Origin of the sequence: Streptomyces kanamyceticus, from assembly GCF_008704495.1 — a bacterium.
Lineage (GTDB): Bacteria > Actinomycetota > Actinomycetes > Streptomycetales > Streptomycetaceae > Streptomyces > Streptomyces kanamyceticus.
Genome location: NZ_CP023699.1, coordinates 2,565,752 through 2,577,864, shown reverse-complemented (window position 1 = coordinate 2,577,864; position 12,113 = coordinate 2,565,752). Strand labels below are relative to the sequence as shown.

Here is a 12,113-nt window from a genome sequence, read left to right as displayed (position 1 = left end):
ACACACCTCCTTAGGAACTGAGAAACTTAGGAAACGGATTGGTTTCTTATTCGTCAGAGTAGGGTGTGGCGATAAGAAACGTCAAAGGTTCTTAGGAGTGTTGTGGAGCGACGGCGTGGCGAAGCGCTCGAGTCGGCCATCCTCGAAGCCGCCTGGGACGAGTTGAGCGAGCGGGGTTACGCGAACCTGACCGTCGACTCCGTCGCCCGGCGGGCCGGAACCAGCAAGCCGGTGCTCTACCGGCGCTGGGCGGACAAGCAGAAGCTGGTCGAGGCGGCGGTCGTGCGCCGCAACGTCATCCAGCAGTCCCCGCCCGCCGACACCGGGTCGCTGCGCGGCGACCTGATCGCCACCCTCACCGAACTGGCCGAGCGGCGAGGGCCGTTCCTCGCCCAGCTCAGCCTGCTGCTCGCCGGTTTCTTCGCCGAGGCCGACACCAGCTACGCCGACCTGCGCGAGCTGATCCTCGCCGGGCGCCGCTCGGGACGCGACGAGATCATGGACCGCGCCATCGCGCGCGGCGAAATCGACCCGGCCAGGCTCACGCCGCGGATCGCCTCGCTCCCCTTCGACCTGCTGCGGGGCGAGGCGATGATGACGAAGCGTCCGGTCCCGCCCGAGGTGATCGAGGAGATCGTCGACACGATCTTCCTGCCGCTGGTCCGCGCCCGCTGAGCGGATTGGCCGAAGTCGCGTACTGATCCTTTCCACCAAGGTCGCCTAGGCTGAATCGCTCCCGGCTTCGACCGGGGCATCACTTCGACCGGGGCATCACGAGGGAAGAGGCGTTCATGGGGGAACTGGACGGCAGGACCGCACTGGTGACGGGTGGCTCGCGCGGGATCGGGCGTGCGGTCGCGCTGCGGCTCGCCGCCGAGGGGGCGCTGGTCGCGGTCCACTACGGCGGCAACGACGCGGCCGCCGGGGAGACCGTGGCGCGGATCACCGAGACCGGTGGCCGGGCCTTCGCGCTGCGGGCCCGGTTCGGCGAAAGCGGCGCCGTTGACCGGCTGTTCGAGGGGCTTGCCGCCGGTCTTGCGGACCACGGCGCGGACGGCCTGGACATTCTGGTCAACAACGCGGGCATCCACTCGGTCAGTTCGATCGAGAAGCTCACCGAGGAGGAGTTCGAGCGGCTCCTCGCGATCAACGTGAGCACGCCCGTCTTCGTGGTCCAGCGGGCGCTGCCGCTGCTGCGGGACGGCGGCAGGATCGTCAACATGGGCTCCGCGTCCACCCGAATCGCGGACCCCCACCAGATCGGCTACACCGTCACCAAGGCGGCGCTGGCCGCCCTCGGCCCGTCGCTCGCCAACGAAGTGGGCCGACGTGGGATCACCGTGAACACGGTCGAACCCGGGGTGGTGCTGACCGACATGATCGCCCACTACGCCGCGGTTCCCGAGGCGGTGGCCGGACTTGAGTCGATCACCGCGCTCGGCCGGATCGGCCAGCCGGAGGACGTCGCGGACGTGGTGGGCTTCCTGGCGGGCCCGCAGGGCCGATGGGTGACCGGCCAGACCATCGACGTGTCGGGCGGCACCTACCTCGGGCCGATCACGCCCGGGTGACACCCGCTTGGCGGGCCATGACCGATTGTCAGTGGCGGATGCCACGATGAACGGCATGGAGATCGTGGAGTGGGGGCCGTTCCTCAATCGGTGGAGCGAGGAGTGGGCACAGGCGCGGGCCGCCGGGGAGTCCGTCCCGGGGCGTGGGCTCGGGTTCGACCCGGTGGACCCCGCGCGGCTCGCGGCGCTGGAGGAGCGGCTTCGGGAGTGGGAGATCGAGGCGCCGCTGCCGCCGTCCCTGCGCGCTTTCCTGACGGTGACGGACGGCTGGCGCGAGGCGGGCGGCTTCGTCCAACTCCTGGCCGGTGCCCAGGACATCGAGCCGTACGACGATCCTTACGACCTGGGGGAGATGTACGACGCCGAGCTGACGGAGGACTCGGCCGACGCGGACGTGCTGCTGGCCGGGATGTGGGGGCGGGCGCTGCGCCTTTCGCTCGAATCGGATGCGACGGACGTCCTCCTCGACCCGGGCGACGTGGACGCCGACGGGGAGTGGGCGGTGTATCTGTACCACGGGTGGGGCGGCCAGGAGCCGACGCGGTACGCCTCGTTCCGGGCGTTCATGGAGGGTATGTACGAGGAGTTCTACCGCCTGGGCGGCGACTGCCCGGACTTCGAGAACTCGGTGACGCGCGCCCTCGACGCCAGAGTGGCGGAAGCCCGACTCGCTTGCCTGCGCGGGGAGTTGGACGACGCGCTCGGCGTCTTCGAGGAGGCCGGGCGGTTCGGCAGGGCGCGGGCCCGCCTGCTGGCCTCGCAGTTGGACGTGCTGCTCGACGGCGGGCGCGGCTGGGTGCCGGTCGAGCCGGACATGGACGATCCGCTGTACGCCGCCGAGGCGCTGCCCCTGAAGGTGCGCGAGTACGTGCACCGTTCTCAGGGAGACGGCCCCTCTCCGACGAGCGGTTCGACGGACACGCAGCGGGCCGCAGCCGTCGTGCGGGAGGTCGAGCGGGGGACGTACGAGTACGGCTCGCCCGGGGTCTTCGGGCGAGCGGTCGAAGAGGCCAGAGGGCTCGCGCGCTGGGGCGACACGGAAGGCGCCTGGCGGGTCATCGCGGCGGCGGTCCCGGCCTGGGTGCCGTACGGGGACGACCACGTGGCGCCGTTCGGCCTGCTCGGCGATCCGCTGCTCGGGCCGCTCGTGACGCCGGAGCGGGGACGGCAGTTGCTGACCACGCCCCGGGGCGGGCACGGAGGGTCCGGGCCCCGTCCCGTGCCCGCCGCGGGGCGGGCGAGAAGGCATGACGGGCTCGGGTGGCTGGCCGACGAACACTCCCGTGGCGCGGTCCGCCGGGGCATGTACCGGTTCGTGCTGGTGGAGGGGATCGGGCCCGAGGAGCTGGCGGAGCGGTTCGGCGTCGAACCGCTGGGGCCGGTGGCCGGTGAGGGGGACCTCTGGCACCTCCAGGTCGCGCAGGGGCGGGGGCAGCGTCCGCTGCCGATGGCCAGGATCGGCGCCGGGGGCGAGGGCTGGAGCTTCGCCTTCGAGTCCGACCGCTTCGGGGGCCACGACCCGGACCGCCTCACGCACCCCGGCACCGAGCTGTCGCGCGGCACCCGCGCCCTCACGGTCTGGTGGGAACCGGGCCTCTTCCACTTCGCCTGCGCCGAGGACGGCGAGCAGCGGTGCGCCTTCACGGTCCACGGCACGCGCCGCGCCAGCTCCGGCACCCTGCCCGCCGCCCTCTCGCCCGACCGCCTCTTCCCCGACCCGGCGGGCCCCGCCGCCGACCGCTCGGACGAGGCCCGCGCGTTGGGCGCGATGGCGGAGACGTTCGGTGTGCACCTGCCCAGGTTCGCCCTGGACGAGGGCAGGCTGCCGATACTCCTGACGCGGCCGTGGATCAGGCCGCCGGGGGCGGGGGAGGCGTACGCGACGATGGGATAGGCGCGGACGGGGTACGCGTCGGCACGGACGGCGTCAGCGGACGAACTTCCAGGTGATGCCGTTCACCACGCCCACGTCCAGCGGCGCCAGCTTCTGGAACGCCGTCTGGCTGAGGTCGATGTGGGTCGCGGCGCAGGACGGGCACTTGTCCCTGACCGGGACCGTGATGGTCCTGCCGTTGTAGCTGACCTGGACCGAAATGCCTTGGCAGAGCGGGTCGTTGTTGGGGTTGGGGGTGGTCCACCAGGATGCGGGGACCGCCACCAGGTCCTGCGTCGACGCGTCGATGGGGGTGCCGCAGGCCCCGTATCCCTTGTCGTTGTAGTACGTCATCTTGCCGGTCATCGGCTGCCCGATCGGGATGTCGGCGTGGGCCGTCCCGCTCGCCAGGGCGATGCCGACCACCGCGGCGGCGGCGACCGTGGCTCCTCGTCTCAGGCGTGTTCCGTGGAGCATGAGAGTTCCTCCCCTTGGTGGCTGTGAGAGCGTTCTCAAACGCGCCTGAGCGTGGTTTCGCGCATCGGCTCCCGCAACCGGGCCCGGGACCGCCAACGGAACAACTGGCCTGAACAAAAGGGCGCATTGGCGGCTCGGCGTGAGGGCCGGGGCGGAGGCCGCCGCGCCGGTGTGGTGCCGATTCACCCCACTCGCACCCGTTTTCCGGACCCCACAGGAACGGCTGAGATGTGCCGCCGAGCGTCCGGACTTGCTCTCACAGTCTCCCGACTCTCTCCCGCACCATCTGGAGAGAGCGCTCTCAGACAGCTCAGACACTCAACTCCGCTCCACCACCCCACCGTTGGAACGACGAGAGGTCCCCCCTGTGAGACGCAAGACCAAAACACGCCTCGGCCTGTCCGCCTTCCTCCTGACGGCCGCGTGCGCGGCCACCGGACTAGCCCCCACCGCCGCGGCCGACGCGGGTACCGGCTCCGGCTCCGAAGCCACTGACTCCGCGTCGAAGGCGCTCGCGTCTCCGGGGCTCCTCGACGCCATGGAGCGCGACCTCGGCCTGACCCCCGCCGCCGCGCGCGAGCGCCTCGCCGACGAGCGGCAGGCCGTCAAGACCGAGCGGGCCGCGCGGAAGGCCGCGGGCACGGCGTACGCCGGTTCCTGGTTCGACGCCGGGAGCGGCAGGCTCACCGTCGCGCTGACCGGGCAGCAGGCCGCGGGGGAGGTGCGCGACGCCGGTGCCGACGTGAGGATCGTCAAGCACTCCGCCGCGCGGCTCGACGCGGCGAAGAAGCGGGTCGACAAGCTCAAGGCGCCGGACAACGTGGCCAGTTGGCGGGTCGACACGAAGGCGAACCGCCTCGTCGTCGACGTCGTCGAAGGCCACCGTGCCGACAACGATGTCAGCACCTTCCTGCGCAAGGCGCGCGCCACCACCGACGCCCCCGTCCAGGTGGGCACCGTCCCCGCGGGACCGAGCACCTTCGCCGCAGGGACCGTCGGCGGCGACCCGTACTACACCGGCAACGTCCGCTGTTCCATCGGCTTCTCGGTGCACGGCGGGTTCGTCACGGCCGGGCACTGCGGCAAGGCGGGCGCGGGTGTGCGCGGCTGGGACAACTCCAACATCGGTACGTTCCAGGGCTCTTCGTTCCCCGACAACGACTACGCGTGGGTGTCCGTCGGCAACGGCTGGTGGACCGTGCCGGTCGTACTCGGCTGGGGCACCATCCCCGACCGGCTCGTCAAGGGCTCGGCGGAGGCCCCGGTCGGCACGTCGATCTGCCGTTCCGGCTCCACCACCAAGTGGCACTGCGGCAACCTGCTCGCCAAGAACGAGACCGTCAACTACTCGGACGGCACCGTCGTGCACCAGCTCACCAAGACCAGCGTCTGCGCCGAGGGCGGTGACTCGGGCGGCTCGTTCATCAGCGGCGACCAGGCCCAGGGCGTGACGTCAGGCGGCTGGGGCAATTGCGGCAGCGGCGGCGAGACGTGGTTCCAGCCGGTGAACGAGATTCTCCAGCGCTACGGGCTGACGCTGCACACGGCCTGATCCCGCTCGATCCCGCCTGAACCCGCTCGATCCCGCCCGGTGCCGGGGCGCCCGTGATCAGGACCGTGCCTGGTCGGGGGTGCCCAGGCGCTGCGCGATGGTGGTGAGGGCCTTGCGCCAGGCCTCCGTGAACTGCTGGGTGGTCCGGACGTGCGCGAGTACGTGCTCGTCGGCTTCCTCGGTGCCCAGCGCGGCGAGTGCCGTCAGGGCGACGTTGCGGCAGCCGTACGGATGGTCGTCGTCGAGGAGCGCGGCCAGCGGCGCGGCGCTCTCGGGCGCACGCCGCGCGCCCAGCGCCTCGGCCGCCGCCACGTGCACGTCCTCCGCCAGGCCTGGCTTCGTCAACTGACCGAGCCCGACGTCCGCTTCGGGCCCCGGGCACCGGGCGAGCGCGGTGATCAGTTCGCCGATGACGTCCGTCCGGAGCGGCAGCGCAAGGGCCAGGGAGGCGAGCACGGGTGCGGCGGACGTGCCGAGCCCGCCCAGGGTACGGACGGCGGCCCGTGCGACGTCGCGGTCCGTGTCCTTGGCGGCGAGCGTGCCGAGCGCCTCGGCCGCAGCCTGGCCGGGGAACGAACCCAGGGCCCCCGCCGCCTGGAGCCGCACGGGACTCGCCGGGTCCCGCAGCGCGGCGAGCACCACCGGCAGGGACTCCGGCGCCCCGACGCGACCCAGCGCGTGCAGGGCGCGGGCGCGCAGCGTGCCGGGCTGGTCCTCGTCGGCCGCGAGGTCCGCGAGGCGCCCGGCCGCGGGGCGGTGGCGGAGCGCGGCGAGCGCGTCGACAGCGGCGGCGCGCAGCCTCGGAGCGGCCCCCGCGTCGAGAGCGTCGAGGACGGCGAGGAGTGGCGGTGCGGCTTCCGTACGTCCCGCGAGGCCCAACGCCAGTGCGGCGCAACGGCGTTGGGCTTCACTGTCGCCGTCGGTGAGGAGTGCGAGCAGTGCCGGTACGGGTGGCTCGGGGAGCCGGGCCAACGCCGTCGCCGCCGCCTCGCCGACCCTGGCGTCGCCGAGTACGGCGAGGAGCGCCTCGGTCGCCGTCAGGCCCCCGACGGCACCGAGCGCCTCGGCCGCCGCCCTGCGCACGGTCGGTACGGCCGCCTCGCCGAGCAGCTTGATCAGCGTCGGTACGTCGCGGTAGTCCTGCTTCCCGCCGAAGAGCTCGGGCCGTTCCCGGATGAAGGCGCAGACCGTCACGGCGGCGCAGGCGGGTGAGCGGTACTCGGCCCTGCGGCCCGGCACGGAGTCCATCAGGTCGCCCCGCAGCACGTCCCTGCCCCGATCGGTCCTGGCGAGCAGCTCGGCCGCGGGCGCGGCGGTCGACGCGTCCGGGTCCCGTAGCGCCCGCCGCAGCATGATCTCGGGGAGCCAGCCCGCCGGTGGTGGCCAGGACTCCTCGGGGAGTTCGGTGAGCGCCTGGACGGCCTCCCTGCGCAGTTCGGGAGAGGTGCTCTTGGAGTCCACGAGGAAGAACAGGGCCGGTGCCGTACGGGGGTCGCGCATCGCGCCGAGCACCTGGACGGCGTGGATCTCGTCGCGGGGCAGCAGCGTCCAGAGCGCGGCCAGCAACGCGGGCACGGCCTCCGGCGGGCGCAGTGCCGCCACCGCGTCGACCACCGGCTTCGACGGGCGCGGCTCGGCCAGCCTGCCGACCAGTTCACGGACGATCTCGGGTCCGCCGAGGAGCCCCAGGGCCTGGAACAGCGTGTCGTTCTGGCCGTCGTTCTCCACGCCACCCTCGCGCAGGCGCCGCAGCAGCAGCGGGACCGCGCGGGGCTCGCGCATTCTCGCCAGGGGGGTGATGACCCACAGATGGAGATGGAGGACGTAGCGGCTCGGCCGCTTCAGACAGTCGAGAAGCGCGTCGGCGGCAGCCGGGCCACCGATGTCCCCGAGTAGTTGCACGGCCCGCAGGGCGGTGGAGAAGTCGCCGGACCGCATGACGCGGCGCAGGCCCCGCACGTCACCGGCGAGGCGCATGCGTCCCACGTCGGGGCCGTCGTGGATGACCGCGTCCGCCTGCATTCAGGCTCCCCGGCCCTGGTCCGGGTCCTCGTCCGCCATCGCGACGTACAGCGGTGTACCGATGACCACGTGCACGTCCCTCCCGTCCCGTCCGGTGACGGTGCCGCTCACCAGCCGTCGCGCGAGGAACTCGGCGTAGACGGGCGGTACCGTCAACGACTCGGAGAACGTGAGGACTTGACCCATCGCCGCGTCCTCGTCCACGGGCCGACCGTTGGCCTGGGCGTCGTCCCGTACGAGCTGGAACAGCGAGGGCAGGTTGGAGTACGCGTTCTGGATCGTGTCGGGCGCGGTCCGCTGCCCGATCAGATGCTGCGCGGAACCGACGAGCGCGATGACGGTGTCGCCCTCGCGCCCCGTCATGAACGTCGGCCCGGCGGGCGAGCCGTATCCCGCGATCCGCAGCCCCAGATCACCCCGGAACCAGGGTCGCGGCTCCGTCATCCAGCTGACGTCGAACTCCCGCTCCAGGTACGCCTCGACGATGTCGAGCCGGTCGTACGTCGTCGCCTCGGCGCGCGGCGACTGCACGGCGACGCTGAGCACCTTGAGGTCGACCTTCGCCTCGACGGCGAGCCGCTTCAGGAGCTTGGTCGGGATCTGCCCGTACAGCATGTCCAGCTTGGTGCCGGATACGTAGAGGTAGTAGCGCACGTGGTGCTAGGCGCGGGCCTGGGGGAGGGGCAGGAAGGCGGTCCAGGCGTCCGGGGCGACCGTGAAGTGCGGGCCTTCCGGGTTCTTGGAGTCGCGGATGTGTACGGCGGTGGGGTGGGCGGCGATTTCGAGGCACTGGCCGCCTTCGTCGCCGCTGTAGCTGGACTTGCGCCAGGCGTGGGCAATTTCGAGGCATTCGCCGCCCTCGCTGCCGCTGTAGCTCGACTTGAACCACTCAAGTGCGGTGCTGCCGCTCATTGCTCTCCTAGCAGACGGTCCAACAGGCCCATGGTGTCTTCCGAGTTGAGGGCCTGCGTTCGCAGCATCGCATATTTCTGGGTGAGGATCGCTACCTCGTCTGGATCGGCGATCAGCTGGCTTCCGCGCTGGGTCTCCGTATAGGCGAGCCTTTGGTGGTCAGGTGTCTCCAGCAGGACGAAGGGGCCGTTGAGTCCGGCGTGTGATGTGCGTCCGAGTGGCAGGATCTGCAACGCGAGGCCAGGTAGGTCGGCGTACTCACGTAGATGCCGGAGTTGCTCGTCGAATACAGCTTTGCCGCCGAGCTGGTCTCGCAGTGCTGCCTCCCAGATCACGAAGCTGGTAGTCGGCGGGACCTTGCGGTGAAGAATCTCCTGGCGCTCGATGCGTGTCGACACGAGTTGCTCGATCTCGTCCTCGTCGTACACAGGGACACGGCTGCGAAAGACCGCGCGCGCGTATCCCTCGGTCTGCAACTGTCCGGGCACGAGCAGGCTCTCGTACACGGAGATCGCAATAGCCTCCCGCTCGCAATCCAGGTACTCTTCCGCCCACCTCGGAACCAGATCCACCTCCGGCATGTTCTCGACCGCGGTCTCCAACGTCCGGTTGGTGCCCAGGAGTTCATCCAGCTGCACCGCAAGATCCAGCTTCAGCGGCCGCCGCCCCTGTTCGATGGACGCGATCAGGTCCTCGCCGATGACGAAGCGCTCGGCGAGTGACTTCTGTGTGTACCCCGCCGCCTCGCGGTGGACGGCGAGCAGCGCGCCCACCATCCTCATCGCCGAGGCGTTCCTCCGTGGTCGTCGCTTTGGGCTGCTCATGCCGTCCAACTCCCCACCTGAAGCCGTGCATTCACGCCGGGAACTCGTACAACGCTTCAGTACGACTTCACGTACAGCACCATGATGACCACGGAGTGTGACACTCGTCACGTGAATGAGGAAACTCCACCCCCGTCCGCCCCGGTGGTGCGGTGCAGCGTGAACCAGAACGTCGGGACCGGGTTCGTGCCGGGCGTCACGTCGGTCAGCTGCCACCCGGGAAACCTGGCGCGGAGTTCGTCCGCGGTGACGCCGGAGATGGGGTCGTCGAATGCCTCGGGCCCGTACCCGAACATCAGCAGTCGTGCGCCGGGGGCGGCACGGTCCGTGAGGCCGGTGGCGTAGGCGTCGCGGCGGTGCGGTGGGATCCCGCAGTAGCAGCTCAGGTCGAAGAACAGGTCGTACGGTCCTGGGACGCCCACCTCGTCGAGTCGGGTGGCGTCCCCGCATAGCACCGTGACGTCCGCTCCGGCCGCGGCGGCCTTCTCCCTCGCCTGCAGGACCGCGCGGTCGACCAGGTCGACGGCCGCCACCCGCCAGCCGTGCCGGGCCAGATAGACCGCGTTGGTGCCGGTGCCGCAGCCGAGTTCGAGGGCCTGACCAGGCGTCAGGGCGTCGGGCCCTTCCACCAGCGCCACGAGTTCGGGCGGCGTGACGCCGCTGTCCCACGGCGGCGTGCCGTCCCGGTAGTAGTCCTCCAACGCGCGGCGCACGGCCGCCTCTTGGTCGAGCTCCGCAGCCGTTCGGGTCTCGCTCATTCCTGCCCCTCCAAGAATCTAGAGTCCAACTCTAGTTGCTGGCTCTAGAGTTAGACTCTAGTCATGGACGCAGTCAAGGGATTCGACGAGCGCAACGCCAAGCGCCCAGATGGGCGGGCCGAGCGCTCGCGGCGCACTCGGGAGAAGATCGTCGCGGCGGCGCGGGACCTGTTCGTCGTGCAGGGGTACGGGGCGACGAGTCTTCAGGAGGTCGCGGACCGCGCGGGCGTGGCCGTCCAGACCGTGTACTTCGTGTTCCGCAACAAGCGCGCGCTGTTCAAGGACGTCGTCGACACGTCCATCGCGGGCGATGCCGAACCGGTCGCCACGATGGACCGCGACTGGTTCCGTGCCGCGTGCGCCGAGCCCACCGCGGCCGGGCAACTGCGCGTCCACGTGCACGGCGTACGCGAGATCCTCGGCCGGGTCGCTCCGATCATGCCGCTGATCGCGGCCGCCGCGGCCACCGACCCGGAGATCGCCGCGCAGTGGCCCGCCGACCCGGACCCGCGCTACACGGTCCAGCACGCGGCGGCGAAGGCCCTGACCGCCAAGCCCGACGCCCGCCCGGACGTCGACGCCGTCCGCGCCGCCGACCTGCTGTACGGGCTGCTCAGCCCCGAGCTGTACCTGATCTTCGTCCGCGACCGCGGATGGTCCCCCGACGCCTGGGAGGAGTGGGCCCGCGAGACCCTCACCGCCCACCTCTGTGCCTGATCGCGACACCGACGGCGAACTCGATCATAGCACCCCGTACGGTGTTTTACGCACACCGCACTCGGTGTGCCCGATCGAAGCCCGGGCGTGCGGGCCGTCGTCGTCTCGCGAAGGAAGTGCATGTACCCTCCGATTCCCACAGCGGCTTGGTGGGTACTCGCCTTCGCTTCTTGTGCGGCTCTCGTCGCCGCGTTCCTCCCTCTCGCGTCAGGCCCTGGCCAGCGGGCCCGGATCTGGCTGATGCCGCCGGTCATGGCGTTGGTCGCGGGCGGGTTCACGATCGTCCGGGGGCACGACCCCGACACCATTCTGTCGCTGTTTGTGGCGGCCGGTCTGGGCCTGGCCCTTTCCACGGTCGGGAACCGGAAAACGCTGAAGAAGATCAACCACGACAAGGTGCTGTACGGCGAACTGACCGACCCCATGGAACGACCGTTTCCGATGCGAATCGTCTACCAATGCATCGGCGCGATCGTCCTGATGTTCGTGGTCGCCGGGTGGCTACGGGGTGCCAACGTGGTCGCCGGGCTCGTCCCGTAGCCCGGATGGCGCTCGCTCTGACGGCTGCTCCGGCCGGTGCGGCGGTCGCCCACTTCACCCTGCGGGGAGTTGCCGTGACGAGTGGCGAGCGACCGTAGGACCGCGTCATAGGACTGCGTCGTAGGACTACGTCTTTGGTGCCGATCCACCCGGGCCTGCGGTCCGATTCGCCGAGCCCCGGCGCTGGTTAGCGTCACACCATGCGAATAGGACTACTTGGCACCGGCAATGTCGCTCAAGCACTGGCCCACGGTTGGCGTGCCGCGGGACACGACGTACTCCTCGGCTCGCGGCAGCCCGAGGAACGGAAAGGCCTCGGTCTGCCCGTGGCGGGCCTGAACGAGACAGCCGCCCACGCGGAGGTACTGGTCAACGCCACCCCGGGGGCCGTCTCCGTGGAACTGCTGCACTCCATCGGGGCACCGGCGCTGGCCGGCACCCTGCTGATCGACGTCGGGGTCGGCCTCACCGACGACTTCACCGAACTCTCGCACCCCAACAGCAGCCTGAGCGAACAGATCCAGGAAGCCTTCCCCCTGACCCCCGTCGTCAAGACGCTGTGCACCATGGACTCCACCGTGATGACCGCCCCGGGCGGTCTCGAAGGACCGAGCACCGTCTTCCTCTCCGGCGACGACGCCGAAGCCAAACGGACCACCGGCCGGCTGCTCACCGACCTCGGCTGGCTCCCGTCGTGGCAGCTGGACATCGGCGGCATCACCACCGCACGCGGACAGGAGCACTTCGCCCTGCTGTTCATGGGCATCGCGGGCGGTCTGGATGCCCACACGTTCAACATCAAGGTGGTCACCCGCCCCGCTTGACCTGAACCTTGGTTGACGTACGAGAGTCGTGTCATCGAACGGC

Annotated in this window: 13 protein-coding genes; 7 read left to right on the top strand and 6 right to left on the bottom strand. The window is 70.7% G+C overall.

The annotated features are described in order from the left end of the window. Positions 1-102: 102 nt before the first annotated feature. The 3 genes from CP970_RS10125 to CP970_RS10115 all read left to right on the top strand — a co-directional run bounded on the left by CP970_RS10125 (position 103) and on the right by CP970_RS10115 (position 3,465). The gene (locus CP970_RS10125; protein ID WP_055552444.1) at positions 103-675 is read left to right on the top strand and encodes a TetR/AcrR family transcriptional regulator; all 573 of its coding nucleotides are present in this window, start codon (positions 103-105) and stop codon (positions 673-675) included. Positions 676-791: 116 nt separating this feature from the next. Continuing rightward, positions 792-1,571 carry an SDR family NAD(P)-dependent oxidoreductase gene (locus tag CP970_RS10120; RefSeq protein ID WP_055552446.1) on the top strand — a complete coding sequence of 260 codons (780 nt, stop codon included), beginning with the start codon at positions 792-794 and terminating at the stop codon, positions 1,569-1,571. Between the two features lie 55 nt (positions 1,572-1,626). After that, on the top strand, positions 1,627-3,465 hold the full coding sequence (locus tag CP970_RS10115; RefSeq protein ID WP_055552448.1) for an SMI1/KNR4 family protein: 1,839 nt from the start codon (positions 1,627-1,629) through the stop codon (positions 3,463-3,465). A 33-nt stretch (positions 3,466-3,498) separates the two neighbouring features. On the opposite strand, the gene CP970_RS10110 is transcribed toward CP970_RS10115, so the two are convergent. Beyond that, complete coding sequence (locus tag CP970_RS10110; protein WP_055552450.1) at positions 3,499-3,921, bottom strand: cysteine/serine endopeptidase inhibitor; 423 nt, start codon at positions 3,919-3,921, stop codon at positions 3,499-3,501. Between the two features lie 367 nt (positions 3,922-4,288). Here CP970_RS10110 and CP970_RS10105 point away from each other — a divergent pair, with 367 nt between their 5' ends. After that, the gene (locus tag CP970_RS10105) at positions 4,289-5,473 is read left to right on the top strand and encodes a S1 family peptidase (RefSeq protein WP_055552452.1); all 1,185 of its coding nucleotides are present in this window, start codon (positions 4,289-4,291) and stop codon (positions 5,471-5,473) included. Positions 5,474-5,530: 57 nt separating this feature from the next. Here CP970_RS10105 and CP970_RS10100 read toward each other — a convergent pair whose 3' ends face one another. From CP970_RS10100 to CP970_RS10080, 5 genes are all read right to left on the bottom strand, one after another. Further along, entirely contained in the window at positions 5,531-7,495 is a 1,965-nt protein-coding gene (locus CP970_RS10100; RefSeq protein WP_055552455.1) for a HEAT repeat domain-containing protein, read from the bottom strand. Next, entirely contained in the window at positions 7,496-8,149 is a 654-nt protein-coding gene (locus CP970_RS10095) for a DUF7019 family protein (protein ID WP_055552457.1), read from the bottom strand. Positions 8,150-8,155: 6 nt separating this feature from the next. After that, the gene (locus CP970_RS10090) at positions 8,156-8,407 is read right to left on the bottom strand and encodes a DUF397 domain-containing protein (protein WP_055552459.1); all 252 of its coding nucleotides are present in this window, start codon (positions 8,405-8,407) and stop codon (positions 8,156-8,158) included. Further along, a complete protein-coding gene (locus tag CP970_RS10085; protein WP_169801270.1) occupies positions 8,404-9,189 on the bottom strand; it encodes a helix-turn-helix domain-containing protein in 786 nt (261 codons plus the stop codon). The genes CP970_RS10090 and CP970_RS10085 overlap by 4 nt, the downstream gene beginning before the upstream one ends. Positions 9,190-9,338: 149 nt before the next feature. After that, positions 9,339-9,989 carry a class I SAM-dependent methyltransferase gene (locus CP970_RS10080; RefSeq protein WP_055552463.1) on the bottom strand — a complete coding sequence of 217 codons (651 nt, stop codon included), beginning with the start codon at positions 9,987-9,989 and terminating at the stop codon, positions 9,339-9,341. Positions 9,990-10,052: 63 nt separating this feature from the next. Between CP970_RS10080 and CP970_RS10075 the strand changes: the two genes are divergently transcribed. The 3 genes from CP970_RS10075 (at position 10,053) to CP970_RS10065 (ending at position 12,070) form a co-directional block, all read left to right on the top strand. Continuing rightward, positions 10,053-10,706, top strand: a complete 654-nt coding sequence (locus tag CP970_RS10075) for a TetR/AcrR family transcriptional regulator (RefSeq protein WP_055552465.1) — start codon at positions 10,053-10,055, stop codon at positions 10,704-10,706. A 240-nt stretch (positions 10,707-10,946) separates the two neighbouring features. Then, the gene (locus CP970_RS10070) at positions 10,947-11,246 is read left to right on the top strand and encodes a hypothetical protein (protein WP_055552467.1); all 300 of its coding nucleotides are present in this window, start codon (positions 10,947-10,949) and stop codon (positions 11,244-11,246) included. 200 nt (positions 11,247-11,446) lie between these two features. Continuing rightward, the gene (locus CP970_RS10065) at positions 11,447-12,070 is read left to right on the top strand and encodes an NADPH-dependent F420 reductase (protein ID WP_055552470.1); all 624 of its coding nucleotides are present in this window, start codon (positions 11,447-11,449) and stop codon (positions 12,068-12,070) included. Positions 12,071-12,113: the final 43 nt, after the last annotated feature.

Coding starts and splice junctions, on each gene's coding strand:
- CP970_RS10100 (WP_055552455.1), bottom strand. CDS start 7,495: ATGCAGGCGGACGCGGTCATCCACGACGGCCCCGACGTGGGACGCATG.
- CP970_RS10075 (WP_055552465.1), top strand. CDS start 10,053: ATGGACGCAGTCAAGGGATTCGACGAGCGCAACGCCAAGCGCCCAGAT.
- CP970_RS10120 (WP_055552446.1), top strand. CDS start 792: ATGGGGGAACTGGACGGCAGGACCGCACTGGTGACGGGTGGCTCGCGC.
- CP970_RS10065 (WP_055552470.1), top strand. CDS start 11,447: ATGCGAATAGGACTACTTGGCACCGGCAATGTCGCTCAAGCACTGGCC.
- CP970_RS10115 (WP_055552448.1), top strand. CDS start 1,627: ATGGAGATCGTGGAGTGGGGGCCGTTCCTCAATCGGTGGAGCGAGGAG.
- CP970_RS10110 (WP_055552450.1), bottom strand. CDS start 3,921: ATGCTCCACGGAACACGCCTGAGACGAGGAGCCACGGTCGCCGCCGCC.
- CP970_RS10080 (WP_055552463.1), bottom strand. CDS start 9,989: ATGAGCGAGACCCGAACGGCTGCGGAGCTCGACCAAGAGGCGGCCGTG.
- CP970_RS10070 (WP_055552467.1), top strand. CDS start 10,947: ATGCCGCCGGTCATGGCGTTGGTCGCGGGCGGGTTCACGATCGTCCGG.
- CP970_RS10090 (WP_055552459.1), bottom strand. CDS start 8,407: ATGAGCGGCAGCACCGCACTTGAGTGGTTCAAGTCGAGCTACAGCGGC.
- CP970_RS10085 (WP_169801270.1), bottom strand. CDS start 9,189: ATGAGGATGGTGGGCGCGCTGCTCGCCGTCCACCGCGAGGCGGCGGGG.